Raw genomic sequence first — 25991 nt, 5'->3', positions numbered from 1 at the left:
CGGCACATGACTCTATTCTCCAGCCTCACCGACCTGCCCCGTCAATTGCGACACCCGGAAGTGCGCGACCTTGCCTGGGTGATTCTGGCGCCGCCCATGCTCGATGCTACGCCCTGGCCGCAGCGTCATCCGCTGGCGGGCAGTGACTGGGTGCAAGCGCCGCAGGAACTGGCGGATTTTCTCTTTCAGCTCGATCAGGACAGCAGGCCGCTTGAAGAATGGCTGGCGCTGGCCTCCACCCGGCGCCTGGGCCGTTATTACGAGCGACTGTGGCAGTTCGCGGTGCAGCACGCGCCGGGCGTCGAGATCATCGCCGCCAACCTGCCGATCCGGCTGGGCAGCCAGACCCTCGGCGAACTCGACCTGTTGCTGCGTGATCGCGAAGGTGTGCATCACGTCGAGCTGGCAATCAAGCTGTACCTCGGACCACAGGACGGAGACGGCGCCCGTCCCGAGCACTGGCTGGGGCCCGGCAGCAATGACCGGCTGGATCGCAAGCTCACGCACCTGAGTCAGCATCAATTGCCGATGTCGGCCCGCCCGGAAAGCCGCGCGACGCTGGCCGGGCTGGGTGTCGAGGCATTCAGTGCCGAACTGTGGCTGGGCGGCTATCTGCTGTATCCGTGGCCCGGCGCCTGTCAGTCGCCTGCAGGCGTTCACCCGCAGCACTTGAAAGGTCGCTGGTTGCATCAGCGCGACTGGAAAGCGTTTCTGGCCCAAAGCCAGCCCGGCCGCTGGCAACCGCTGCCCCGACATGCCTGGCTTGCACCGGCGCTTTACCGCGAAGCCTGGAGCAGCGAGCAGTTAGGCGAATGGCTGGCCGAACTCGACCCGCTGGCCCCGGCGCAGTTGCTGGTGCGCCTGAGTCAGAACCCGCAAGGGGACTGGGAAGAAGCCGAACGGCTGTTTCTGGTGTCGGACGCGTGGCCGAATCTGGCCGACACCAGCCATGCGTTTAACTCAGTCGCAGTGCCAGCGCCGCCAGCGTGATCAACAGGACTGGCAAGGTCAGCACGATACCGACCTTGAAGTAGTAGCCCCAACTGATGGTGATGCCCTTGCGCGCCAGCACATGCAACCAGAGCAAAGTCGCCAGACTGCCGATCGGGGTGATTTTCGGCCCCAGGTCGCTGCCGATCACGTTGGCGTAGATCATCGCTTCCTGAATCGCCCCGCTGGCGTGGCTTGCATCGATGGACAGCAGCCCGATCAGTACCGTCGGCATATTGTTCATGATCGATGACAGAAACGCCGTCATCAGCCCGGTGCCCATCGCCGCGCCCCAGATGCCGTAACCCGCGAACCAGTCCAGCAGACTGGCCAGATAATTCGTCAGCCCAGCGTTACGCAGGCCATACACCACCAGGTACATGCCGAGCGAAAAAACCACGATGTGCCACGGTGCTTCTTTCATCACCTTGCGCGTCTTGATCGTGTGGCCCTTGGAAGCGATAGCCAGCAGCAACAATGCACAGACCGACGAGATCGCGCTGATCGGAATGCCCAGCGGTTCGAGGGCAAAACAGCCGACCAGCAGAATCAGCAGCACGGCCCAACCGGCGAGGAACGTAGCCCGGTCATGGATCGCCGTCTCAGGCTTGTCCAGCTGTTCGGGCTCGAACTCGCTAGGGATATCGCGGCGGAAATACCACATCAGCACGGCCAGGGTGGCGGCAACACTGGCCAGGTTCACCGGCACCATCACGGCGGCGTAACGATTGAAGCCGATCTTGAAGTAGTCCGCCGACACGATATTCACCAGATTCGACACCACCAGCGGCAGGCTCGCGGTATCGGCGATGAACCCTGCCGCCATGACGAACGCCAGAGTCGACGCGGCAGAAAAACGCAATGCCAACATCATGGCGATGACGATAGGCGTGAGGATCAACACAGCCCCGTCGTTGGCGAACAGCGCCGATACCAGCGCCCCGAACAGCACGAACAGGGCAAACAGACGCCGCCCGTTACCCTTGCCCCAGCGCGCCACATGCAAGGCCGCCCAGGCAAAGAAACCCGCTTCGTCCAGCAGCAGCGTGATGATGATCAGCGAGATGAAGGTGGCGGTGGCGTTCCAGATGATGCCCCACACCACGGCGATATCACTCAAGTGCACAACGCCGGTCAGCAACGCCAAAACGGCCCCGAGCACCGCACTCCAGCCCACGCCCAGCCCTTTTGGCTGCCAGATGACCAGAGTGATGGTGAACAGAAAGATCAGCGTTGCGATCAGCATTATCGGGTCCGGGGCAAGAGAATGGCGAGGATGCCGAGCAGCGGCAGGTACGAGCACAATTGGTAGACGAAGAGGATGCCGTGGCTGTCAGCCAGGTAGCCGAGCAAGGCTGCGCCGATACCGCCGAAGCCGAACATCAGACCGAAGAAGATCCCGGCAATCATGCCGACGTTGCCCGGCACCAGTTCCTGGGCGTACACCACGATGGCGGAAAACGCCGAGGCCAGCACGAAGCCGATGATGACGCTGAGTATGCTGGTCCAGAACAGGTCTGCATACGGCAGCGCTAGGGTAAAGGGCGCGGCACCGAGGATCGAAAACCAGATCACTGCCTTGCGGCCAATACGGTCGCCGATCGGGCCACCGAAAAACGTCCCTGCCGCCACAGCACCAAGAAACAGAAACAGGTGCAACTGCGAACTGGCGACCGACAGGTCGAACTTCTCGATCAGGTAAAACGTGAAGTAGCTGGTCAGGCTGGTCATGTAGAAAAACTTGGAGAACACCAGAAACGCCAGCACAGCCAGCGAGGCGATCACGCGTTTTCTCGACAGCCCATGAGTCGCCGCCTGCCCGGCTTTGAGCTTGAACAGGTTGAGATGCGCGCGATACCAACGGCTGATCGCGTACAGCAAGCCCAGCGAAAACAGTGCGAACAGCCCGATCCAGGCCACATTGCCCTGCCCGAACGGAATGATGATCGCCGCCGCCAGCAATGGCCCGAATGCGGAGCCGGTGTTGCCGCCGACCTGAAAAGTCGATTGCGCCAGCCCGAATCGCCCACCCGACGCCAGTCGCGCGATACGCGAGGCCTCCGGGTGAAAGGTCGATGAGCCGATGCCGATCAAGGCCGCCGCCAGCAAAATCAATGGAAAACTGCCCACCATCGACATCATCACGATACCGATCAGGGTGCAGACTGAACCCAGAGGCAGCACCAGCGGATTGGGATGGCGGTCGGTGTAGTAACCGACCCACGGCTGCAACAGCGATGCGGTGATCTGAAACGTCAGGGTTATCAGGCCGATCTGGGTGAAGCTCAGGTCATAACTGGCCTTGAGCATCGGGTAGATCGACGGCAGGATGGCCTGGATCAGGTCGTTGATCAGGTGCGCGAGCGCTACGGCACCGATGATGCGCATCACCAGCGGGCTGGTCTGAGGGGTGGTCGAGGCCGCCGCGGTAGCGGGTTGAGCGCTGGTCGCCATGAGATTCATCCATAAAAAGGTTTCGGGTCTCCCCGGCGGATGATTACAAAATGTGTCTCACGTACCAGGGCGCGCCAATGTGCCATTTTTTGCAGCGCCTGTGCCACGTTTTGTTGCGTTTTTGCTGATGGATCGAGAGGTGCTGTGGCGGACACCTTTCGGTTCTCATGCTCTGCGCCAAGCGTTATACATAAATCTCGTGGGAGCGACCGGGGCGGCGATCCGCATTGCTCGCGAGGCTGGCACAGCCTACAGAAATAAGGCGTTTTGATTATCGTACCGACGCGTCGATACGCCGTTCTGGACGCTCTGCGTCCGATCTTGAGTGTGCGTCACACAGCGGTTCTGCGAGGTCAGTGCTGTTTGTTTCTGACTCAGGTCACCTTTGCGCCCTTACGGCGCCCTACTTTGAGGGACCAAAGTAGGCAAAGTCCCCGCTCCGTTTCCGGCCCGACTTCGTCGGGTTCCTTCGCCCTGACACTGATCCGGGGGTCGCTGCAACGGGCCATCCTTGGCCCGGTGCAGCTTGCTCGGCGTCCTGCCTCGCATCCCCCGGATCAGTGTCAGGGCTCAGCCGTCACTTACGTCGCACTCTACGTCGTCAGTGCCATTGCGATAAAAAAGCGCTTTCGTTTATGTGCAGTGAATACGGTTAAGGCATGGCGATTATCGTGCCGACGCTCCGCGTCGATACGCCGTCCTGGACGCTCTGCGTCCGATCTTGAGTGTGCGTCACACAGCGGTTCTGCGAGGTCAGTGCTGTTTTTTTCTGACTCAGGTCACCTTTGCGCCCTTACGGCGCCCTACTTTGAGGGACCAAAGTAGGCAAAGTCCCCGCTCCGTTTCCGGCCCGACTTCGTCGGGTTCCTTCGCCCTGACACTGATCCGGGGGTCGCTGCAACGGGCCATCCTTGGCCCGGTGCAGCTTGCTCGGCGTCCTGCCTCGCATCCCCCGGATCAGTGTCAGGGCTCAGCCGTCACTTACGTCGCACTCTGCGTCGTCAGTGCCATTGCGATAAAAAGCGCTTTCGTTTATGTGCAGTGAATACGGGTAAGGCATGGCGTTGTGCTGCAGCTCGGGTGTGAGGCAAAGCGTCACCGAATTCATGACCACGCGAGCGCTGATGCGATAGCCAATTCAGAATGCGGAACGAGCGTGAACCCAGCCGCTCTACTCACGCCATCGAACGCGCCACCGCCCTCTCTCCCGCAACCGTTACGTCATGCAGCGAAATCTTCGAGGTTTCCGGCAGCGCCAGGCCGCCTGCCATTGCCAGCACGGCTACGGCAATCAGGTAGAACGCCGGTGACAGGTTGCTGCCGGTGACGCTGATCAGCCAGGTCGCCATCAGTGGCGCGGTGCCGCCGAACAGGGTGTAGGCCATGTTGTAAGTGATCGCCGACGCCGTGTAGCGGGTGCGCGTCGGGAAGGTTTCCGACAGCAGCGCGGCCGTCACCACACCGCACAGCACGGCGCCCACGGCCAGCAGCATCACGCCGATGATCGAGGCAGTGAACGAGCCGGAACTGGCCATCAGGAAGGATGGCAACACCACGATCATCAACAGAATGCAGGCGGTGGCCATCGTCACGCGGCGCCCTACCCGATCCGAATACGCACCGGCCAGCGGACAAAGCGCGGCGGCGAATGCCAGGGCGATCAACGACACCAGTAGCGCGGTCGCGCGGCTCAAACCACCCGCCACTTGCAGATAGGTCGCGAAGTAAGTGGTGAACATATAGAACGACAGCGCGGTCAGCGACACGAACGCTCCCAGGCAACACATCGCCGCCGCATGATGGCGCAAGGTTTCCTTGAGCGGCGAGTGAGCCGCGTGCTCTTGGGCGACCGCCTGAAACGCCGGGGTTTCATCGAGTTTCCAGCGCAAGTACAGACCGACCAGCCCCAGCGGCGCGGCGATCAGAAACGGCAGACGCCAGCCCCAACTGCCCATCGCCTCGCTGGACAGCGACGATTCCAGCGCATACGCCACCACCGCTGCGGCGGCAAAGGCGGAAAACGTGGAAACCGGCACAAAACTGCCGTACCAGGCCCGCTGCGTGCGCGGTGCATGCTCCATGAGGTACGCGCAAGCCCCGGCGTATTCGCCGCCTGCCGAAAACCCTTGAGCACAGCGAATGAGGGTCAGCAGAATCGGCGCCATCACACCAATCGCGGCATACGTCGGCAGCAGGCCGATCAGCGTCGTCGCGCCGGCCATCAGCAGGATGGTCATGGCGAGGGTTTTCTTGCGGCCGATCCGGTCACCCAGCATGCCGAAGAAAATCCCGCCCAGCGGCCGAAAGGCAAAAGCTACAGCAAACACCGCGAAGGTTTTCAACAGGGCGGCGCTGCTGTCGCCGCTGGGAAAGAATTGCAGGGCGATGGTGGTGGCCAGAAAGCCATAGACGGCAAAATCGAACCACTCGACAAAGTTGCCGATGGCAGCGGCGACGATGACTTTCTTCAGCGTGGCGGGGTCGACGTGTTCTGCGGCGGTGGTTGTCATGCTGACCTCGGCGTCTTGATCTGGGATGGATCGATTATCGAGACAGCGACCCGGTGACCTCGGTCCAGAAGTGTCGCCCGCGTACTCAGGGCCGACGTCTCGCTACCGACCTGCGCAGAATTCATGCCAGAGGCTCTGCTGCGAGGTTTACAGGCCCATCGCCCGCCTACCTTGCAGGCCCCCGGTGTGGATGAAGATCAACCGGGTGCCAGGTTCGAAGCGACCGGCCTGCACCTCGTCACGCAGTATCAGCAGCGCCTTGCCGGTGTACAACGGCTCAAGCGCTACGCCGCTCTGCGCTTCGCTATCAGCCATGAAGTCGAGCAACACCGCATCGGTTCTGGCAAAGCCGCCCCGGCTGGCGTCCAGCAGAACACAGGCCGGAGGAAGATCAGCCGAGGGGTTCAGCTGCGATCCGGCCGCCTGGTTCAGCACCGCGACGATGTTCTGCGCCACGCCATGATCGTCCGGCACGGCCATGGCGCCATACACGGCATGCGCGCCCGCTTCGGCCAACAGCAGACCGGCGACGGTGGTGCCGGTCCCGGCAGCCAGCCACCAGCCGTGGTAATCGTCCCAGCCGAGTGCCGCAAGCTGATCATCGACCATCTGCCGCAAACTCGCGCAGCCCAGCGCACCCGCGAGCCCGCCGCCGCCTTCGGGGACCGGATACAGCTCGGGGTATTGCGCCTGCCAGGGCTGCCAGAAATCCGCAGCATGTCGCGCTCGATAACCGGCATAGCCCAGCCAGTGCAATTGCATGCCAAACACCTGCAGATCGAGCACCGTGGGTGTTTGCTGCGCATGACCGCGCAGCAGGCCAACCGTCGGAAAACCGAAGCGCTTGCCCGCCGCCGCTAGGGCGTGGAGATGATTGGAGTGCGCGCCGCCGAGGCTGATCAGGCCTTTTGCCCCGCCCTTGACGGCCTGGGTCAGGTGCTCACGGAGTTTGAACCATTTGTTGCCGCTGATCAGCGGGTCGATCTGGTCCAGCCGCAGGATCGCCACCTCGACCCTGGCGTCTTGCAGCCAGGGCAGGTTCAAGCGTTGCAACGGAGCAGAGGGCTGCCAGCCAGGCGCGTCGGAAATCATGCACGCAGTTTACCGGCAAGCTGACTCAGAGGGCAGCGGCCAGACGCGATCCTTGATCGATGGCGCGCTTGGCGTCCAGCTCGGCCGCCACATCCGCGCCGCCGATCAAGTGCACGCTTTGCCCGGCCGCGACCAGATCGTCGTACAGATCGCGCAACGGGTCCTGCCCGGCGCAGATGACGATGTTGTCCACCGGCAGCAGCTTTTCTTCGCCCTCATCGCCGATGCGGATGTGCAACCCGGCGTCGTCGATTTTCAGGTAATGAACGCTGTTGAGCATCTGTACCTGCTTGTTTTTCAGACCGGTGCGATGAATCCAGCCGGTGGTCTTGCCCAGACCGTCACCGACCTTGGTGCTCTTGCGTTGCAGCAGAAACACCTGACGGGCCGGAGCCTGCACTTCAGGCTTGATTCCGGCCACACCGCCGCGGGCCTGCAACGTGGTGTCGATGCCCCACTCCTTCCAGAACGCTTCTCGGTCCAGACTGGTGGCCACGCCCTGATGCACCAGAAACTCGGACACATCAAAGCCGATACCACCGGCGCCGATCACCGCCACGCTGCGCCCGACCGGTTTGCGCTGCAGGATCACCTCCAGATAGCTCAGCACTTTAGGATGGTCGATGCCGGGGATGGTCGGGGTGCGCGGCGCAATACCCGTGGCCAGAATCACTTCATCGAAGCCTGCACCCACCAGATCATCGGCTTTCACACGGGTGCCAAGGCGCAGCTGTACGCCGGTCTCCTCGAGCGTGTTGCGAAAGTAACGCAGGGTTTCGGAAAACTCTTCCTTGCCCGGCACACGCTTGGCGATGTTGAACTGCCCGCCTATTTCACTGGCGGAATCGAACAGCGTCACCTCATGCCCACGCCTGGCTGCCACCGTCGCAGCCGCCAGACCGGCAGGCCCTGCGCCGATCACAGCGATTTTTCTGACGTGCAGGGTCGGCAGGTAATTGAGCTCGGTTTCGTGGCAGGCCCGCGGGTTGACCAGGCAACTGGTCAGCTTGCCGCCGAACGTATGATCGAGACAGGCCTGATTGCAGCCGATGCAGGTATTGATCAGTTCGGCGCGGCCCGAGGCAGTCTTGTTGACGAACTCCGGGTCGGCCAGAAAAGGCCGTGCCATCGACACCATGTCGGCATCGCCTTCGCTGAGGATGCGCTCGGCAACCTCCGGCGTGTTGATACGGTTGGTGGTAATCAGCGGAATATTCACCGAGCCCCGCAGCTTGGCCGTGACCTTGCTGAAGGCTGCGCGCGGCACCTTGGTGGCGATGGTCGGAATTCGCGCTTCATGCCAGCCGATGCCGGTGTTTATCAACGTCGCACCGGCCTGCTCGACTGCCTTTGCCAACTGGACGATTTCTTCCCAGGTGCTGCCGCCTTCCACCAGATCGAGCATCGACAGACGGAAGATGATGATGAACTGTGGGCCCACCGCCTGACGCACTCGCGTCACGATCTCGACCGCCAGGCGCATGCGGTTTTCGTAGCTGCCCCCCCAGCGATCGGTTCGGTGGTTGGTATGGGCGGCCAGGAACTGGTTAATGAAATAGCCTTCCGAGCCCATGATTTCGACGCCGTCGTAGCCAGCGCTTCGGGCCAGCGTCGAGCAGGTCACAAAGTCGGCTATCTGCTTTTCGATGCCCTCTTCGTCCAGCTCATGCGGGGTGAACGGGTTGATCGGCGCTTGAATAGCACTCGGCGCAACCTGTTTGCGGCTGTAGGCATAGCGCCCGGCGTGCAGGATCTGCAAACAGATCTTACCGCCCGCCTCGTGAACCGCCTGAGTGACGATGCGATGCTGTTCTGCTTCCCCGGCATTGGTAAGCTTCGCCGCGCCGTCGTAAACGCCACCTTCTTCGTTTGGCGCAATGCCACCCGTGACCATCAACCCCACGCCGCCGCGCGCACGCTCGGCAAAATACGCCGCCATCCGCTCGAAGCCGCCCGGGCGTTCTTCAAGACCGGTGTGCATCGACCCCATCAGCGTGCGATTGCGCAAGGTCGTGAAGCCCAGATCCAGCGGGGCCAGCAGGTGCGGGTAGTGAGCGGCGGTCATGGCAAGGCTCCAGCAGGTCAATCACGGAGAGACAGGGGCCTCTGCGAGCCCTCTGTTTAATGAGGTCACAATAAAGAGCCTCTCAGCCCCACTCAATGACCGAAAGTGACAAGTTATTGATCCAAACGCGCAGCGGCACTTGGCAAGCGACCGAGGTCGTCCTACCCTAACCGCTTATTTCCCGATGGCAGCCGCCCAGCCCTTTATGCGCAAATTCTTCGCCATCTGCCTTGTCCTTGTCGGCGTGGCCGGCCTTGTCAGTTACGCGGTCTGGACCGAACAACGCCCGGCCGGCCATTACCTGTCCGATCTGCGCATCCGCCTTGCCGTCAATGAAGGCGAACCCGGCGAGCGTGGCAACCTGCTGGGCATCGAACCGCTGCTGTTTCCCACTGACTATCAGAACCCCGAGCGGCTCCACCGCAAGCTGGCCGCCTATCTGCAACAGGCCCGGGATTTCGGGCTGCTGAACGCCAGAACCGTGGTGGTGTTGCCGGAGCATATCGGCACCTGGCTGTTTGCCAGTGGCGAAAAAGACCAGCTTTATCAGGCCCCCACCATCGACGAAGCGATGGACTGGCTGTCGTGGAGCAACCCGCTGCAATTCATCGCCGCAATGCTGGGTGCCGAAGGCAGAAATCGTCAGGACGACGCGCACCTGCGCCTCAAGGCACGCGCTATGGCACGCGACTATCAGGCGCTGTTTGGCGGGCTGGCCAGGGAATTCAACGTCACGCTGGTCGCCGGCTCGATTGTGTTGCCGGACCCCAGTGTTGAAAGCGGGCAGCTGAAAGTCGGCGACGGCGCGCTGTACAACAGCAGCGTGACGTTCGGCAGCGATGGCAAACCGCTTGGCCAGCCTCAGCGCCAACTGTACCCCGATCGTCGTCAAAAACGTTACGTGCGCGCCGAGCGTGATGCGCCGTTGCAGGTCGTCGAGACACCGGCCGGGCGGCTTGGCGTGTTGATCGGCAGCGACAGTTGGTATCCGGACAACTACACACGGCTGAACAACAGCGGGGCCGAGCTGATTGCAGTACCTGCGCTGGTGCTCGGCAAGAACGCCTGGCATGAGCCATGGCAGCCACCCCGTCACTCGGGCATCGAAATGGCTAACGAAAACCCTAGCGAGGGCGAGGCCTGGCATCGGCTGACGCTGACCGGCCGGTTGCCACCAAACAGCGCGCAGGCAGGCATCAGCGTATTCATGCGCGGGCAGTTCTGGAATCAGGGTGTCTACGGGCAGAGCTTTGCCAGCCACGGCGGGCAGACGATTGCCGAGCAGCCGCCGGAAAACAGTGCGACCGATGGTGCTCGCCTTATCAATCTCTGGCTTTGAGCATGCCGAGCCTGCGCCTCGGTGATCTGTCGGTAGGGTTTATCCAGAGCCTTGCCGAAGCGATCAGCAGTTATGGCCACGATCCGCATCCGCTGCTGGCGCAATACGGGCTTGATCCTGCGCGCCTCAGCGAGCCTGGGGCGCGGCTGTCTATTCCGCGTTACATGCGCCTCGGTCATGCTGCCATTCAGCTCACTGGCCAGCCCGGACTGGGATTGCGCATGGGCCAGCTCAGTCGTTTCGCTCAGGCAGGTCTGGCCGGTGTTACCGCTGCGCAAGCGCCCACGGTGCGGGAGGCAGCATGTGCCCTGATCCGTTTTGAAGCATTGTATGGGTCCAATTATCGCGGTCAATCGAGCTTTCATGAGGACGCTGACGGCGCGTGGATACGCTTCTATTCCATCAGCCCCTACAACGCTTACAACCGGTTTGTGGTGGACTCGATTCTGAGCGGCTGGCTCGCTCAGTTGTCCACGCTGGTCGGCGCCGAGATACGCGCGCAACGCGTCGAAATCGAGTTCCAGGCGCCTGTCTACGAGGCGCAGTACGCCAGCTTGAGCGACAACCCCATCCTGTTCGGCGCGACCACCAATCAGCTGCGTCTGGATCAGGCGAGCCTCGCCTTGCGCAATCCGGATCACTGTCCGGGCACCTGGCGGCATCTGCTGCAATTGTGCGAAAGAGAACTCGAACAGTTGACCCGCACGCGTAGCCTGCGTGAACGCATCATTCAATTGCTCGGGCCATTGTTGAACGGCGGCAGGGAACCGGATCTGGAAGAAGTGGCGGCAAGGCTCAAGCTGCCAACCTGGACGCTACGTCGCAAGCTGGCCGAAGAAGGCACGCAGTTTCGCACAGTGCTTAATGACACGCGGCGTGATTTGGCGATGACGTACATTCGCGACACCGAACTGGCGTTCGGGGAGATTGCTTATCTGCTGGGGTTTGCCTCGGCCGAGGCCTTTCAACGCGCCTTCAAACGCTGGAGCGGACAGACTCCGGGAGAGTTCCGCCGCAGCCAGCGCCAAAGCGCCTGAAACCGTTCACAGCTCGGTAGCGTCGTCGGCAGGCTCTACCGGGTCCAGTTCCGATGCACGGTATTCGAGTAGTTCTTCCTGGTATTCGTCCATTTTCTTGCCCTCTGGCTGATTCAATGTGCTTGATAATCAAAGCTGGAATAACTGACCGCAAGATCAACATTAAAGTGCCAATGTGAAACAAAAATGTTGATCTCCAGCAAATAGACGAAAGGAACGCTGGCAGATTCAGGACGGGGTTGCGCCTCGATAATCGACAACTACGCTTGACTTGCCTGCCCGCGCCGCCCTACCCTCCAGCTCATGAACCTCATTCAGCAACACGTCGGCCAGATTATTATTACCGTCATTCCAGTCATGGCGGGTTAGCCGACGTTTGCAAAAAAACCCGCCCTGGAGGCGGGTTTCTTCTGTCTCCTGGGCCACATCACTCAGTCAGGAGTCAGATATGATCACCATCCTTCGCTTTATCGCCCTTCCCGCTTCCCTGAACCGGATAATCGGTGTGTTGCCTGCCGTGGCACTGCGCATGCCTGAAGGGCAATGTTTGAAGGATCGATGCGATGACTGATCTGCTTAACCATTACGCACGCAAGATCCTCACCTCCCGCGTCTATGATGTCGCCATCGAAACGCCGCTGCAGGGCGCTCGTCAGCTGTCCGAACGGCTGGGCAATCGGGTGTTGCTCAAGCGCGAAGACTTGCAGCCGGTGTTCTCGTTCAAGATTCGCGGCGCGTACAACAAGCTCGCGCAATTGACCGCCGAAGAAGCGGCGCGCGGCGTGGTCACTGCTTCGGCGGGCAACCACGCGCAGGGCCTGGCGCTGGCGGCGAAAGAGCTGGGCATTCTGGCGACCATCGTCATGCCGCGCACCACGCCGGAGATCAAAGTCGAAGGCGTGCGTTCGCGCGGTGCGACGGTGGTGCTGCACGGCGATTCGTTCCCCGAAGCGCTGGCCTACTCGCTGAAACTGGTCGACGAGCAGGGCTTCGTTTACATCCACCCGTATGACGACCCCGACACCATTGCCGGGCAAGGCACCGTGGCGATGGAAATCCTCCGTCAGCAACCGGGCCGGCTGGACGCGATCTTTGTGCCGGTCGGTGGCGGCGGCTTGATTGCCGGTATCGCCGCGTACGTGAAATACCTGCGCCCGGAGATCAAGGTGATCGGCGTCGAGCCGGACGACTCCAATTGCCTGCAAGCGGCGATGGCGGCCGGTGAGCGTGTGGTGCTGAGCCAGGTCGGGCTGTTTGCCGATGGCGTGGCGGTGACGCAGATCGGTTATCACACTTTTGAAGTGTGCCGTCATTACGTCGATGAAGTGATCACCGTCAGCACCGACGAGATCTGTGCGGCGATCAAGGATATCTACGACGACACCCGCTCGATCACCGAGCCGTCCGGTGCGCTGGGCGTGGCGGGCATCAAAAAGTATGTCGAACAGCGTGGCGTGAGTGGCCAGACGCTGGTGGCGATTGATTCCGGGGCCAACGTCAACTTTGATCGCCTGCGCCACGTGGCCGAGCGCGCCGAGCTGAGTGAGGGTCGTGAGACGATCATCGCCGTGACCATCCCCGAGCAGCCCGGCAGCTTCAAGGCGTTCTGCGAAGCCATCGGCAAACGGCAGATCACCGAATTCAACTACCGTTACCATACTGATCGTGAAGCGCACATTTTCGTCGGCGTGCAGACCCATCCGGAGAACGACCCGCGCAGCGCACTGATCGCCAGCCTAACCGGGCAAGGCTTTCCGGTGCTGGACCTGACCGACAACGAACTGGCCAAACTGCACATCCGCCACATGGTCGGCGGGCATGCCGAGCGGGTCGAGGATGAAGTGGTGCTGCGTTTCGAGTTCCCCGAACGCCCAGGCGCGCTGTTCAACTTTCTCAATCGCCTTGGCGGGCGCTGGACCATCTCGATGTTCCACTACCGTAACCATGGCGCGGCAGATGGTCGGGTGGTGGCGGGTCTGGTGGTGCCGGAGGATGAACGGCACCTGGTGAGCGCGGCGCTGGACGAGATTGGTTATCCATATTGGGACGAGAGCGAGAACCCGGCGTATCGGTTGTTTTTGGGGTGATGCCGGGCGCGGAGCAGGCTTCTGCCCGCAGGGCGTGGGAGCGGACCGGGCGACGCTTCGCTTGTCCGCGAAGACGATGTTTTAGGCGACGCATCTTCGGCGCATGGACCGTCCCTTTCGCGGACAAGTCCGCTCCCACATTCTAGCTAGCAGATTCGGACAAGCGAAGCGTCGCCCGGTGATTATCGTCCTACTGCGCAGGCGTAGGCTCGACTGGCGCGGGCGTGGTGCTTTCTGCAGGCTCTGCCGCTGGCTTTTCGATGGTTTCAGCCTTGAAAGACGCTGGCTCGGTTGGCGCAGGCATGGGTTCACTTGCGGCAGGCTCTAAGGCGGGCTCGGTCTTGGGTGCCGCTTCTTTAGGCGTAGGCGCCAGCTTGGCAGGCTCAGCGGCTTTGGCCGGTTCCGTAGCCGCAGCAGGCGCGGTGTCTGGAACGCCAAGATCGGCTTTGGGCTTCTCTACAATGTGCGCAGCCTTTTTCACTTCCGGCGGCAGGAAGTTTTCTACCAGACCGAAAAAGCGCTCGTAAAACTTCGCCGACGACACCGTCTCGCTGGCCACCTTGACCATCGAATCATCGGTGGAGCCAATTGGCATCGACACCGAACCCAACACCCCGACCCCGAGGCTTGCCGAGTTATTGGTCTTCTTCAGTGCGTAACGGTCCTGCAAGGCGTTGGCGAACATGGTGGAATTGCCATCTTTCATGTCGGCCGCGCACACCAGATTGAAGCTGATCTCGATGTGGGTATCACCCGTCTGCTGAAAACTCTTGCGACCGGCGACCATCTTCGGGTCGCTGCTGGTGATGATGTAACCCTGACTCAGTAAGGCACGTCGCCCCGCCTCGCAATACGCAAGGTCAGTCGCTGGATAACTGCGCGAGAACGTCCCGGCGTCGTCGAAGTGCTCGTGATCATAAATCGCCTGTTTCGGCGATGAGCAGCCGGCTGCCGTCAACAGGACAGCGGCCCAGAATGCGGTACGAAGGTTCAATAACGTAAACATCGAAAATCCTGAGGAAGGAGAGGTCTGCCAGCAAGACTGCGAACTGGGGAAATGACGGTAAGTCTGCAACAAGGGAGACGTCGTATCAACGTACAGTTCAAAAGGATTTGGATACGTCATGTTTAAGCGGCAAGAGCAGGCGCTCAATCGATCAAAACGCGGACAACAAAAAAGCGACCCTAACAGACTGTGTGAAAACCTAGCAATCTGCGCAGCGCTCAAAGAAAATGCTCCGTATCGAAAGATACAGAGCATTTTTCGTTATGGCCTACATCCAAGGTGAGTCCCGCAGCCAGACCAGCCTATTCCCGGTCTCGCTGGAAGAGTTGATCCCCGAGGATCACCTCGTTCGTGTCATTGACCTGTACGTTGCCAGGCTCGATCTGGTGCAACTGGGCTTCGATAAAGCGATTCCAAAAAGCACGGGGCGCCCTGCTTATGATCCCGCCGATCAGCTAAAACTCTACCTCTACGGCTATTTTCAGCGGATTCGCTCATCGCGACGTCTTGAAGCCGAGTGTCAGCGCAACATCGAAGTGATGTGGCTGATCAACCGGCTCAAGCCCGACTTCAAGACCATCGCCGATTTTCGCAAGAACAATAAACCCGCCTTCATCGCGACCTGCCGTGCTTTCGTTCGGTTTTGTCGCACGGCAGGCTTGATCGCCGGTGAGTTGGTGGCCATCGACGGCAGCAAGTTTCAGGCGGTCGCATCCTCACGGCGTCATGTGAATTTGAAGCAGCTCAAGCGCCAGGAAGAAAAACTGGATAAGCGCATCGCTCAGTATCTGGCCGAGCTGGATGAGGCCGACAAGGCTGAAACCACAGATTCAATTGATCGCAGCGCAATCAAGGTAGCCCTGGCACAGCTTGAGGCTCGACAACAGGATAATCAGAGTTGCCAGGCACTGATGCGTTCGATGGGCATCGAGCAGTTCAACACCCATGAAAGCGATGCCCGAATGATGCGCACGGCCAAAGGGCCACGTGTGGCCTACAACGTGCAAACCGTCGTGGACGCCGAGCATTGCCTGATTTTGCATCATGAGGTCACCCAAGATGGCGATGACCGAAAGCAACTGGAGCCGATGGCCAAGGCCGCCAAAGCAGAGTTACAGCAAGATGATCTGACGGTCACTGCCGATGCCGGCTACTCCAATGGCAAGCAGTTTCAGGCCTGCGAGGATGCTTCGATTACGGCCTATGTACCGCCCAATCGTTCGAAAAACCCTGGCAGTCAGGAAGAGCAGCTCTTTGAGCGAAAAGACTTTATCTATGAGACCGGACACGATCGTTTCCAGTGTCCGGCAGGCAAATGGTTAACGCTAAAACAGCACAACAAAGGTGATCGGATCTATCAGGCTGAGGTCGATGACTGCGCCAACTGCGCGCTGAAAACGCAATGCACTCGAGCCCGGCGCCGTTATGTCTCACGACATGCCCATGAAGAGGCTTTCGAGCGGATGGAGCAAAGAATGCAGGCGCATCCTGAGATGATGGCCAACCGAAGATCCATCGTTGAGCACCCCTTCGGCAACCTCAAGCAATGGCTATTTGGTAATGGCCGTTTCTTGCTGCGACAACTGGAGGGTACAAAAGCTGAAATGGCCTTGGCGGTGAATGCCTATAACCTGAAACGAGCGATTAAAGTGCTCGGTGTGCGCCATCTGATGGCTTTGATGGGCTGAGCGGACATTTTTTTCGTCTGCTGCCAATACAAAAAAAACGCCCCGAACAAGTCGGGGCGTTTGCTTGGGCCTTCATCAGTGTGTTTTCACACAGTCTGCTAAGGTCGCTTTCCTGTTTGCTTCAAGGAGTTCAAGGGCCTTGAAGCGGTGTATGGCGCAGCGGACGGGACTCGAACCCGCGACCCCCGGCGTGACAGGCCGGTATTCTAACCGACTGAACTACCGCTGCGTATCGCTGTAAACCTGTTTGAAACGAACCTGCTGTAGGTTGTTTCCTGTACATCTGACTGAAAGACCCTTGAGTTTCTCAATCGCAGATCCGGCGGACCCGATCTGTACAAATATGGCGCAGCGGACGGGACTCGAACCCGCGACCCCCGGCGTGACAGGCCGGTATTCTAACCGACTGAACTACCGCTGCGCATTGTGTATTGTTTGCTGCATTTGAAAGCCCTCGTACTTCAGCTTTCAACCTCAACGATGGTGGGTGATGACGGGATCGAACCGCCGACCCGCTGCTTGTAAGGCAGCTGCTCTCCCAGCTGAGCTAATCACCCTTTGCTTCGTTGAGGCCGCGAAATTTACGCACCTAACGAACCTAAGTCAATAGCCTGATTGAAGTTTTTTAAAAAACCGCTTCAATCGCAAATCCCCTACCACACATCAAAAGCACCGCACAGAGCCAATCTCGGCCCATCGCTGAAAACTACTCGGCATACACCATCTTTCTGGTCATCCCGCCGTCGACAACGAATTCCTGACCCGTAACAAAACCTGCGTTGCGCGACAGCAACCAGGCCACCATTGCCGCAACGTCTTCCACCGTCCCGACCCTACCCGCAGGGTGCTGGGCGTGATCGGTCTCGGACAGCGGCTCGGCGCGACGCAGCGAAGGATCGCGCGCGTCGATCCAGCCGGGGCTGACCGCGTTGACCCTAATCTCAGGCCCAAGACTGATTGCCAATGCATGCGTCAGGGCCTTCAGGCCGCCCTTGCTGGCCGCATAGGCCTCGGTATCAGGCTCGGACTGCCTGGCACGCGTGGACGTCAGGTTGACGATGCTGCCGCAATGCGCGCGCAAGTACGGCGCGCAGTGCTTGGCCAGCAGCATCGGACCACTCAGATTGACCGCCAGCACCCGATTCCAGTGCGACAGCTCCAGGCTTTCCAGCGTGGTGTTGTGCGGATCGGCAATCGCCGCGTTGCACACCAGCGCATCCAGCCGCCCGAACTTCCTGAGCACTTCGGCTACGCCTTGTGCCACCTGCTCTTCACTGGCAACGTCCATGCCGATGAACAAGGCATTTTCGCCTAGCACAGTCGCAACCTTCGCGCCCCGGGCACGATCCAGATCGGTCAGGACCACTTGCCAGCCCTCGGCAATCAGCCAGGCGGCAATACCCAGACCGATACCGCGAGCGGCACCGGTCACCAACGCAACGCAACGCGGCCATTATGGATGCCAGCGAATTTCAGCGCCCACTCCTGCCCTGCTTCGACGCTCGTCGGGTCACTCACAACGCAGCCAGGCCACGCGCAAGGTCCGCCTGAAGGTCGGCGACGTCTTCAAGGCCCACCGCCACGCGAATCAGGCTGTCACGTATTCCGGCCGCTTCACGTTCTTGCGGCGCCAGGCGGCCATGGGACGTAGTGCTCGGGTGGGTGATAGTGGTTTTGCTGTCGCCCAGGTTGGCGGTGATCGAGATCAGGCGCGTGGCATCGATAAAACGCCATGCGCCGTCCTTGCCACCCTTGACCTCAAAGCTCACGACCGCACCGAAGCCCTTCTGCTGACGCTGGGCCAGCTCGTGCTGCGGATGGCTCTTGAGCCCGGCATAATGGACCTTTTCGATACCGTCCTGCTGCTCCAGCCACTCGGCCAGCGCCTGTGCATTGGCGCAATGAGCGCGCATGCGCAGGTTCAGGGTTTCGAGGCCTTTGAGGAAGATCCAGGCATTGAACGGGCTCAGCGTCGGCCCGGCCGTGCGCAGGAAACCGACCACTTCTTTCATCTGCTCGCTGCGACCGGCAACCACACCGCCCATGCAACGCCCCTGGCCGTCGATGAACTTGGTCGCCGAATGCACCACGATGTCGGCACCCAGCAGCAGCGGCTGCTGCAAGGCCGGCGTGCAAAAGCAGTTATCGACGATCAGCATCGTGCCCTTGGCATGCGCGATCTCGGCCAGACCAGCGATGTCCACCAGTTCGGCCAGCGGGTTGGACGGCGATTCGACGAACAACATTTTCGTATTGGACTTTATCGCCGCGTCCCAGCCGCCCAGATCAGCCAGCGGAACGTAATCCACCTCGATGCCGAACCGCTTGAAATACTTGTCGAACAGGCTGATGGTCGAGCCAAACACGCTGCGCGACACCAGCACGTGGTCTCCCGCACTGCACAGGCTCATGACCACGGCCAGCGTCGCGGCCATGCCGGTGGCCGTCGCGACCGCCTGCTCGGCGCCCTCAAGCGCAGCAATACGCTCTTCGAAAGAGCGCACGGTCGGATTGGTGTAACGCGAGTAGACGTTGCCCGGCACCTCGCCGGCAAACCGCGCCGCAGCATCGGCAGCCGTGCGGAATACGTAGCTGGAAGTGAAGAACATGGGGTCGCCATGTTCACCTTCCGGTGTGCGGTGCTGCCCGGCACGTACGGCGAGGGTATCGAAGCCCACGCCTTCAAGGTCGCTGTCCAGCCGACCTGCATCCCATTCCTGAGTCATGCCGCCCACTCCTTGTCCGATTAGTTGTTGTACAGATCGATGATCGCGCTCACAGCCTGGGTCTTGACCTTGGAAGCATCGTTACGCGCATGCTCGATCCGGTTCAGGTAATGCTCGTCGATATCGCCCGTTACATACTTGCCGTCGAAAACCGAGCAATCGAAGTTGTCGATCTTGATCTTCTTGCTGCCGCTGACCGCCTCGATCAGGTCGTTCAGGTCCTGATAGACCAGCCAGTCGGCACCGATGAGGTCGGCCACGTCCTGGGTGGAACGGTTGTGAGCGATCAGCTCGTGCGCACTCGGCATATCGATGCCGTAGACGTTGGGGTAACGCACTGCCGGGGCAGCCGAGCAGAAGTAGACATTCTTGGCACCGGCTTCGCGGGCCATCTGAATAATCTGCTTGCAGGTGGTGCCGCGAACGATCGAGTCATCCACCAGCATGACGTTCTTGCCGCGGAACTCCAGTTCGATGGCGTTGAGCTTCTGACGCACGGATTTCTTGCGCGCAGCCTGCCCCGGCATGATGAAGGTACGGCCGATGTAACGGTTCTTGACGAACCCTTCGCGGAACTTGACGCCGAGGTGGTTGGCCAGTTCCAGCGCAGCGGTGCGGCTGGTGTCCGGAATCGGGATAACCACGTCGATGTCGTGATCCGGACGCTCGCGCAGGATCTTGTCGGCCAGCTTCTCGCCCATACGCAGGCGTGCTTTGTAGACCGAGATGCCGTCGATGATCGAATCCGGGCGCGCCAGATAGACGTGTTCGAAGATGCACGGCGCGTATTTCGGGTTGGCCGCGCACTGACGGGTAAACAGCTTGCCGTCTTCAGTGATGTAAACCGCTTCGCCCGGTGCCAGATCGCGGATCAGGGTGAAACCCAGCACGTCCAGCGAGACGCTTTCCGAGGCAATCATGTACTCGACGCCTTCGTCGGTGTGACGCTGGCCGAACACGATGGGACGAATGGCGTCCGGATCACGGAAGCCGACGATGCCATAACCGGTGATCATCGCCACGACGGCATAACCGCCACGGCAGCGATTGTGCACGTCGGTCACGGCGGCGAAGATATCTTCTTCGGTCGGCTGCAACTTGCCGCGCACGGCCAGTTCATGGGCGAACACATTGAGCAGCACTTCCGAATCGGAATTGGTGTTCACATGGCGCAGGTCGGATTCGTAAATCTCCTTGGCCAGTTGCTCGACGTTGGTCAGATTGCCGTTGTGCGCCAACGTGATGCCGTAAGGCGAGTTGACGTAAAACGGCTGGGCTTCGGCCGAAGTCGAACTGCCCGCTGTGGGATAACGCACATGGCCAATGCCCATGTGCCCGACCAGACGCTGCATATGGCGCTGATGAAACACATCACGCACCAGCCCGTTGTCCTTGCGCAGAAATAACCGGCCGTCATGGCTGGTTACGATACCGGCAGCGTCCTGGCCGCGGTGCTGGAGGACGGTAAGCGCGTCATACAGCGCCTGATTGACGTTCGACTTGCCGACGATACCGACGATGCCACACATGCCACAACCCCTACTTAGTGGAACTGGATTTACCGAACACATCCTGCGGTGGTGTAGACGGCAGGATCTGTTCCTTGAACGGCAGATCAGCGGGTACGCTGATGCCGCTGGCAAGCCACTTGCTGGACATCCCGAGAATCAGGTTTTTCGACCAGTCAGCGACCATGAGAAATTGCGGCACCAGCCTGGACTGCTGCCACCATTGATCCTGTTGCACCGGCCCGAGGCTCAACAGCCCCACCGCTACAACGACAAGCAGACCTCCGCGCGCTGCGCCGAAGACCATGCCGAGAAAACGATCGGTCCCGGAAAGCCCGGTGACGCGAATCAGTTCGCCAATAAGAAAGTTGACCATGGCGCCCACCAGCAAGGTGGCGACGAAAAGGATGGTGCAGCTCGCGATGACGCGGGCCGAAGGTGTTTCTATGTAATTGACCAGATACTGCGACAGCCCCGCGCCAAACATCCAGGCCACTACACCTGCAATGATCCACGTCGTCAACGACAGTGCTTCTTTGACGAAGCCGCGTTTCAGACTGATCAGGGCGGAGATGGCGACAATTCCCAGAATTGCCCAGTCAACCGGAGTAAATGGCACGTTGCAGCCTGCAGACAGATAAGGCGGCGCATTTTAGCAGAGCGCCCGCCTGCCGGTAAGCAGCGATTACCGGCGAAAGGCATTTTACTTCACGGCAGCAGCACGAGGTGCCGGACGGTCAGCCACGCTCGGGTTGAAAGCGCACAACAATCCCTTTGAGCTTCTGCTGTTTATCCAGTTGATCACGCAGACGATCAGCCTCGGCACGCTCGATCAACGGCCCGACGAACACCCGGTTCACGCCATCAGCTGTACGGATGTAGGCATTGTAGCCCTGCGTACGCAAGGTTTTTTGCAGGTTATCGGCATTGGCGCGATTGGACATGCTCGCCAGCTGCACCGACCAACTGATCGACAGGCCGTTGGCATCAACGCCAGCCGATGCGGCAGGCTTGGCAGGCTTGGCAGGAGCAGCCGGTGCGGGCGACGGAGCGGACGGCGCTGCTGCCGGAGTCGGCTTGACCACCGGTTTCTGCGCGGGTGCCGAAGTTACCGGCGGCGCTGACTGGGCGGGTGTCGACTGGGCTGGCGCCGGGGCGATCGGCATCGCGGGTGGCTGATTGCTCGCCGTATCGTCGCCGGGGACCGGCTCCTGAGGCAGTACCTGTGGTTCCGGAACCGGAACAGGATCGACGCGCACCTGTGACGTCGCCGGAGCCTGAGGCGCCGAAGGCGCTTCGACCTGCACGTGACGCGTTTCATCTTCACGCGTGAAGAGCATGGGTAGAAAGATGACCGCCACAGCGATCAACACCAGCGCTCCAACCATCCGCTGCTTGACTACGTTATCCAGCAAAGCCATTTGCAGCTTCCTCGTCGGTGTGCAGGGCCAGCCATTCAAGGGCCTCGGCAACACAGTAAAAAGATCCGAACAGCAGAATTTCATCATCGGCCGTGGCGTGCGCGCACTGAGCCTCCAATGCTGGCGCAATACTCTGATAGGACGTCACGCAGGCGCCAAGGTTCTGCAACGCCGCCTGCAACGCTTCGGCAGGCCTGCTGCGCGGAGTGGGCAGCGCCGCGACGGCCCATTTGTCGATGACAGACACCAGAGGAGCGACCACGCCTGCAAGGTCCTTGTCACTCAGCAGACCGAACACGGCGTAGCGCTTGCCGACAATCGGGAGCTGCGTCAGACGCTGGTGCAGAAACTGCGCGGCATGCGGATTGTGGCCCACGTCCAGAAGCAGATTGAGGCGCTTGCCCTGCCAGTGGAAGATGCGGCGATCAAGGCGCCCGGCAAGCCGCGTGCGGGCCAGCACCTGCCCCAACGCGGCGGACTCCAGCGGATAGCCCAAGAGAGCATACAACTGGAGGGCCAGCGCGGCATTCTGCATGGGCAGATCGAGCAACGGCAAACCTCGCAGTTCAACCTGTTCGCCATGCGCGACGCCGCGCCAGTCCCAACTGTCCGGACCCACGGTCAGGTCGAAATCCGCGCCGCGCAGCAACAGCGGGCAGCCCAGTTCTCGGGCCTTCTCCAGCAGCGGCTCGGGTGGAGCCGGATCACCGCACAGCGCGGGGCGTGCAGACCGAAAAATACCGGCTTTTTCGAACGCAACCGATTCGCGGCTATCACCCAGCCACTCGGCATGATCGACACCGATACTGGTCACCAGCGCGAAATCCGCGTCAATCAGGTTCACCGCGTCCAGACGACCGCCCAGGCCAACTTCCAGCACCACGGCGTCAAGCTGAGCCTGCTCGAACAGCCAGAAGGCTGCCAGCGTGCCCATTTCGAAGTACGTCAGGGTGACGCCATCACGCGCTGCCTCGACGGCTGCAAAGGCTTCGCACAACTCGGCATCGGTTGCTTCGACACCCTGCACCTTTACCCGCTCGTTGTAGCGAACCAGATGCGGCGAGCTGTAAACCCCGGTTTTCAGCCCTTGGGCTTGCAGCAACGCGGCGATAAAAGCGCAGGTCGAGCCTTTGCCATTGGTGCCGGTGACAGTGATGACCCTGGGAGCAGGCCTGGTCAGGCCCAACTGCTGCGCTACCTGTCGCGAGCGATCCAGCCCCATGTCGATGGCCGATGGATGCAGTTGCTCCAGATAGGCGATCCAGTCGCCCAGGGTTACAGGGGTCATATCGAGGCCGGAGCTGGCGGTACGACGATCGGCTCGATGACAGGCGCAACGAAGCGCGGCGTGGGCAGGTTCATCATCTGCGCCAACAGGTTGCCCAGACGTGGACGAAGCTCGCTGCGCGCGATGATCATGTCGATGGCGCCATGATCCAGCAGGAACTCGCTGCGCTGGAAGCCTTCAGGCAGCTTCTCGCGAACGGTCTGTTCGATGACGCGAGGACCAGCGAAACCGATCAGCGCCTTGGGTTCGGCAACGATAACGTCACCCAGCATCGCCAGACTCGCAGAAACGCCGCCGTAAACCGGATCGGTAAGTACGGAAATGAATGGCAGCCCCTCTTCGCGAAGACGCGCCAGCACTGCGGAAGTCTTGGCCATTTGCATCAGCGAGATCAGGGCTTCCTGCATGCGCGCACCACCGGAGGCGGCGAAACAGATCATCGGGCAGCGATTTTCCAGCGCGTAGTTGGCGGCGCGAACGAAACGCTCACCCACAATGGCGCCCATCGAACCGCCCATGAAGGAGAACTCGAACGCCGCTGCGACCACCGGCATGCCCAGCAGGGTGCCGCTCATCGAGATCAGCGCGTCTTTCTCGCCGGTCTGCTTCTGGGCTGCGGTCAGGCGGTCCTTGTATTTCTTGCCGTCACGAAATTTCAGACGGTCCACCGGCTCCAGGTCAGCGCCCAGTTCGGCACGGCCTTCGACATCGAGGAAGATGTTCAGACGCGCGCGCGCGCCGATACGCATGTGGTGGTTGCACTTGGGGCAGACGTCCAGGGTCTTTTCCAGCTCAGGGCGATAGAGCACCGCTTCGCAGGATGGGCATTTGTGCCAAAGACCTTCAGGAACCGAGCTTTTCTTGACCTCGGAACGCATGATCGATGGGATCAGTTTGTCTACCAACCAGTTGCTCATGCTTTATCTCTCCAGTACCGGTGTGGCTCGAACGGCTGACAATCACACGTCAGTCGCATGCCCTCGGGTAAATTCTTATGGACGATGATGAAGGGGCAGCGGGCGACCCATGGCCTGACCTGCACACCCTTCAGCCCGGTTTTCATAACAACGACGGTGCACATTGGCACCCTCGCCTACTTGATTCGACCCGCATCTGTAGCGGCGGGAACAGGCTTATGGACGGCGGCCGAAGCGCAACCGTCACATCAGACGCCCTGCACCGTGCTCATGAACGCGAGGATCTTTTCGCGATCCTTGATGCCCTTGCTCTTTTCCACTCCGCCGCTGACGTCCACCGCATAGGGCCGGACCTGAGCAATGGCCTGAGCCACGTTGGCCGAGGTCAGCCCGCCTGCCAGAATGACCGGTTTGTCCAGATCGTCCGGAATCAGCGCCCAGTCAAAGGTTTCGCCAGTGCCGCCGGGGAAGCCTTCGACATAGGTGTCGAGCAGCACACCCCGCGCATTGCGATAGGCGCGGCAGGCCTGGGCAATGTCGTCACCCGCCTTGACCCGCAAGGCCTTGATGTAAGGGCGATGATAACCGTCACATTCTTCTGGCGTTTCATCGCCATGAAACTGCAACAGATCCAGCGCGACAGCCTCCAGCGTTTCGTTGAGTTCGCAGCGACTGGCATTGACGAACAGGCCGACGGTGGTCACGAACGGCGGCAAGGCAGCAATGATCGCGCGCGCCTGCTGGATCGTCACCGCCCGCGAGCTTTTGGGGTAAAACACCAACCCAATGGCGTCAGCCCCCGCCTCGACGGCGGCCAGAGCATCTTCTATGCGGGTAATCCCGCAGATCTTGCTGCGAACGGCTGACATATGGTGGAAAACCTCAGTCCTTGCGGAAAGTCCCGGATGTTAGCAAATGCTGTTCAGGTCGTCAGCCGTCAAGTTCTGCAAAACCCGTAAGAAAATGCGGACCAATGTAGCGGTCCGGCAGTGGAAATTCGTCGCGATACTCCACTTGAACCAGATACAGCCCGTAAGGATGGGCTGTCACGCCGCCAGTACGCCGCACCTTGCTCTCCAGTACCTCACGCGCCCATTCGACCGGCCTTTCACCCGCACCAATGGTCATCAGAACGCCAGCGATGTTGCGCACCATGTGGTGCAGGAAGGCATTGGCGCGAACATCGATTACAATCATCTTGCCGTGACGGGTCACGCGCAGGTGATGCAATTGTTTGACCGGTGACTTGGCCTGGCACTGACCGGCGCGAAAGGCGCTGAAGTCATGAGTCCCCACCAGATGCGCGGCGGCCTGCGCCATCCGCTCCACGTCCAGCGGACGATGATTCCAGGTGATTTCCTGATTCAGATGCGCCGGACGGATCTGATCGTTGTAAATCACATAGCGATAGCGACGGGCGATGGCCTTGAAGCGCGCATGAAAGGTCGCAGGCATGACCCGCGCCCAGCTCACGCTGATGTCATGCGGCAGGTTGATATTTGCGCCCATGACCCAGGCTTTCAGTGAACGCTCTGCCTGAGTATCGAAATGCACCACCTGCCCGCAGGCATGCACGCCTGCATCGGTACGCCCGGCACACATCAGCGAGACGGGCGACGCCGCCACTTTCGAAAGCGCGTCTTCGAGGGTTTCCTGCACGGTCAGCACACCGGACGCCTGCCGTTGCCAGCCGCAATAGCGCGAGCCTTTGTACTCCACGCCCAGCGCGATTCGGGAAAAGCCCTCGGCCGCCATCTCGGCAGCCGGGTTATCTATGTTCGCCAATGTGGAAGAGCCTGTCGGTTCGCGAAAAGTCGGCCATTATACGGTCGTAGAAAAAACACGCCAGATTGAAAGGCCAAC

21 protein-coding genes and 3 tRNA genes are annotated in these 25991 nt (G+C 60.6%); 6 read left to right on the top strand and 18 right to left on the bottom strand.

Going from position 1 to position 25991, the window contains the following annotated elements; genetic code table 11:
- Nucleotides 1-6: 6 nt before the first annotated feature.
- The gene (locus tag BLT55_RS04165; RefSeq protein WP_055000895.1) at nt 7-990 is read left to right on the top strand and encodes a DUF1853 family protein; all 984 of its coding nucleotides are present in this window, start codon (nt 7-9) and stop codon (nt 988-990) included.
- On the opposite strand, the gene BLT55_RS04160 is transcribed toward BLT55_RS04165, so the two are convergent.
- The 5 genes from BLT55_RS04160 to BLT55_RS04130 all read right to left on the bottom strand — a co-directional run bounded on the left by BLT55_RS04160 (nt 956) and on the right by BLT55_RS04130 (nt 9111).
- Nucleotides 956-2236 (bottom strand): arsenic transporter, encoded by a 1281-nt coding sequence (locus BLT55_RS04160; RefSeq protein ID WP_055000892.1) that lies wholly within the window; start codon nt 2234-2236, stop codon nt 956-958. The genes BLT55_RS04165 and BLT55_RS04160 overlap by 35 nt on opposite strands.
- Nucleotides 2236-3444 (bottom strand): MFS transporter, encoded by a 1209-nt coding sequence (locus BLT55_RS04155; RefSeq protein WP_055000893.1) that lies wholly within the window; start codon nt 3442-3444, stop codon nt 2236-2238. The genes BLT55_RS04160 and BLT55_RS04155 overlap by 1 nt, the downstream gene beginning before the upstream one ends.
- A gap of 1175 nt (nt 3445-4619) precedes the next feature.
- Nucleotides 4620-5954 carry an MFS transporter gene (locus BLT55_RS04140; protein WP_074800077.1) on the bottom strand — a complete coding sequence of 445 codons (1335 nt, stop codon included), beginning with the start codon at nt 5952-5954 and terminating at the stop codon, nt 4620-4622.
- A 147-nt stretch (nt 5955-6101) separates the two neighbouring features.
- The gene (locus BLT55_RS04135) at nt 6102-7046 is read right to left on the bottom strand and encodes a 1-aminocyclopropane-1-carboxylate deaminase/D-cysteine desulfhydrase (protein ID WP_074800074.1); all 945 of its coding nucleotides are present in this window, start codon (nt 7044-7046) and stop codon (nt 6102-6104) included.
- 25 nt (nt 7047-7071) lie between these two features.
- Nucleotides 7072-9111: an NADPH-dependent 2,4-dienoyl-CoA reductase gene (locus BLT55_RS04130; RefSeq protein ID WP_074800071.1), complete on the bottom strand. Its 2040-nt coding sequence runs from the start codon at nt 9109-9111 to the stop codon at nt 7072-7074.
- A 205-nt stretch (nt 9112-9316) separates the two neighbouring features.
- Between BLT55_RS04130 and BLT55_RS04125 the strand changes: the two genes are divergently transcribed.
- The 4 genes from BLT55_RS04125 to ilvA all read left to right on the top strand — a co-directional run bounded on the left by BLT55_RS04125 (nt 9317) and on the right by ilvA (nt 13574).
- Nucleotides 9317-10450: a carbon-nitrogen hydrolase family protein gene (locus BLT55_RS04125; RefSeq protein ID WP_074800067.1), complete on the top strand. Its 1134-nt coding sequence runs from the start codon at nt 9317-9319 to the stop codon at nt 10448-10450.
- Nucleotides 10451-10452: 2 nt separating this feature from the next.
- Nucleotides 10453-11487, top strand: coding sequence for an AraC family transcriptional regulator (locus tag BLT55_RS04120; RefSeq protein WP_074800064.1), 1035 nt, complete (start codon nt 10453-10455; stop codon nt 11485-11487).
- Nucleotides 11488-11935: 448 nt separating this feature from the next.
- Nucleotides 11936-12058 carry a hypothetical protein gene (locus tag BLT55_RS34390; RefSeq protein WP_259638555.1) on the top strand — a complete coding sequence of 41 codons (123 nt, stop codon included), beginning with the start codon at nt 11936-11938 and terminating at the stop codon, nt 12056-12058.
- Entirely contained in the window at nt 12051-13574 is a 1524-nt protein-coding gene (gene ilvA / locus BLT55_RS04110) for a threonine ammonia-lyase, biosynthetic (protein ID WP_074800061.1), read from the top strand. The genes BLT55_RS34390 and ilvA overlap by 8 nt, the downstream gene beginning before the upstream one ends.
- Nucleotides 13575-13764: 190 nt before the next feature.
- Here ilvA and BLT55_RS04105 read toward each other — a convergent pair whose 3' ends face one another.
- Nucleotides 13765-14580: a DUF2242 domain-containing protein gene (locus BLT55_RS04105; RefSeq protein WP_074800059.1), complete on the bottom strand. Its 816-nt coding sequence runs from the start codon at nt 14578-14580 to the stop codon at nt 13765-13767.
- Between the two features lie 263 nt (nt 14581-14843).
- Between BLT55_RS04105 and BLT55_RS04100 the strand changes: the two genes are divergently transcribed.
- Nucleotides 14844-16268, top strand: a complete 1425-nt coding sequence (locus BLT55_RS04100; RefSeq protein WP_055001182.1) for an IS1182-like element ISPsy6 family transposase — start codon at nt 14844-14846, stop codon at nt 16266-16268.
- Between the two features lie 152 nt (nt 16269-16420).
- On the opposite strand, the gene BLT55_RS04095 is transcribed toward BLT55_RS04100, so the two are convergent.
- The 12 genes from BLT55_RS04095 to truA all read right to left on the bottom strand — a co-directional run bounded on the left by BLT55_RS04095 (nt 16421) and on the right by truA (nt 25883).
- A tRNA-Asp gene (locus BLT55_RS04095) sits at nt 16421-16497 on the bottom strand.
- A 115-nt stretch (nt 16498-16612) separates the two neighbouring features.
- A tRNA-Asp gene (locus BLT55_RS04090) sits at nt 16613-16689 on the bottom strand.
- A gap of 60 nt (nt 16690-16749) precedes the next feature.
- Nucleotides 16750-16825: transfer RNA gene (locus BLT55_RS04085), tRNA-Val, on the bottom strand.
- Between the two features lie 149 nt (nt 16826-16974).
- The gene (locus BLT55_RS04080; RefSeq protein WP_162234944.1) at nt 16975-17703 is read right to left on the bottom strand and encodes an SDR family oxidoreductase; all 729 of its coding nucleotides are present in this window, start codon (nt 17701-17703) and stop codon (nt 16975-16977) included.
- A gap of 79 nt (nt 17704-17782) precedes the next feature.
- Nucleotides 17783-18994 (bottom strand): O-succinylhomoserine sulfhydrylase, encoded by a 1212-nt coding sequence (locus BLT55_RS04075; protein WP_007253372.1) that lies wholly within the window; start codon nt 18992-18994, stop codon nt 17783-17785.
- Nucleotides 18995-19014: 20 nt separating this feature from the next.
- A complete protein-coding gene (purF, locus tag BLT55_RS04070) occupies nt 19015-20523 on the bottom strand; it encodes an amidophosphoribosyltransferase (RefSeq protein WP_007253373.1) in 1509 nt (502 codons plus the stop codon).
- Nucleotides 20524-20533: 10 nt separating this feature from the next.
- Nucleotides 20534-21121: a CvpA family protein gene (locus tag BLT55_RS04065; protein WP_007253374.1), complete on the bottom strand. Its 588-nt coding sequence runs from the start codon at nt 21119-21121 to the stop codon at nt 20534-20536.
- A 118-nt stretch (nt 21122-21239) separates the two neighbouring features.
- A complete protein-coding gene (locus tag BLT55_RS04060) occupies nt 21240-21923 on the bottom strand; it encodes an SPOR domain-containing protein (RefSeq protein WP_054999527.1) in 684 nt (227 codons plus the stop codon).
- The gene (folC, locus tag BLT55_RS04055; RefSeq protein WP_054999526.1) at nt 21907-23211 is read right to left on the bottom strand and encodes a bifunctional tetrahydrofolate synthase/dihydrofolate synthase; all 1305 of its coding nucleotides are present in this window, start codon (nt 23209-23211) and stop codon (nt 21907-21909) included. The genes BLT55_RS04060 and folC overlap by 17 nt, the downstream gene beginning before the upstream one ends.
- Nucleotides 23208-24128: an acetyl-CoA carboxylase, carboxyltransferase subunit beta gene (gene accD / locus BLT55_RS04050; RefSeq protein WP_007253377.1), complete on the bottom strand. Its 921-nt coding sequence runs from the start codon at nt 24126-24128 to the stop codon at nt 23208-23210. The genes folC and accD overlap by 4 nt, the downstream gene beginning before the upstream one ends.
- A 248-nt stretch (nt 24129-24376) precedes the next feature.
- Entirely contained in the window at nt 24377-24997 is a 621-nt protein-coding gene (locus tag BLT55_RS04045; RefSeq protein WP_054999525.1) for a phosphoribosylanthranilate isomerase, read from the bottom strand.
- Between the two features lie 61 nt (nt 24998-25058).
- A complete protein-coding gene (gene truA, locus BLT55_RS04040) occupies nt 25059-25883 on the bottom strand; it encodes a tRNA pseudouridine(38-40) synthase TruA (protein WP_007253379.1) in 825 nt (274 codons plus the stop codon).
- Nucleotides 25884-25991: the final 108 nt, after the last annotated feature.

This window comes from Pseudomonas cannabina (assembly GCF_900100365.1).
Classification (GTDB): domain Bacteria; phylum Pseudomonadota; class Gammaproteobacteria; order Pseudomonadales; family Pseudomonadaceae; genus Aquipseudomonas; species Aquipseudomonas cannabina.
Note: the sequence above shows the minus strand (reverse complement) of the source record. Positions and strands in the feature narration are given on the sequence as shown.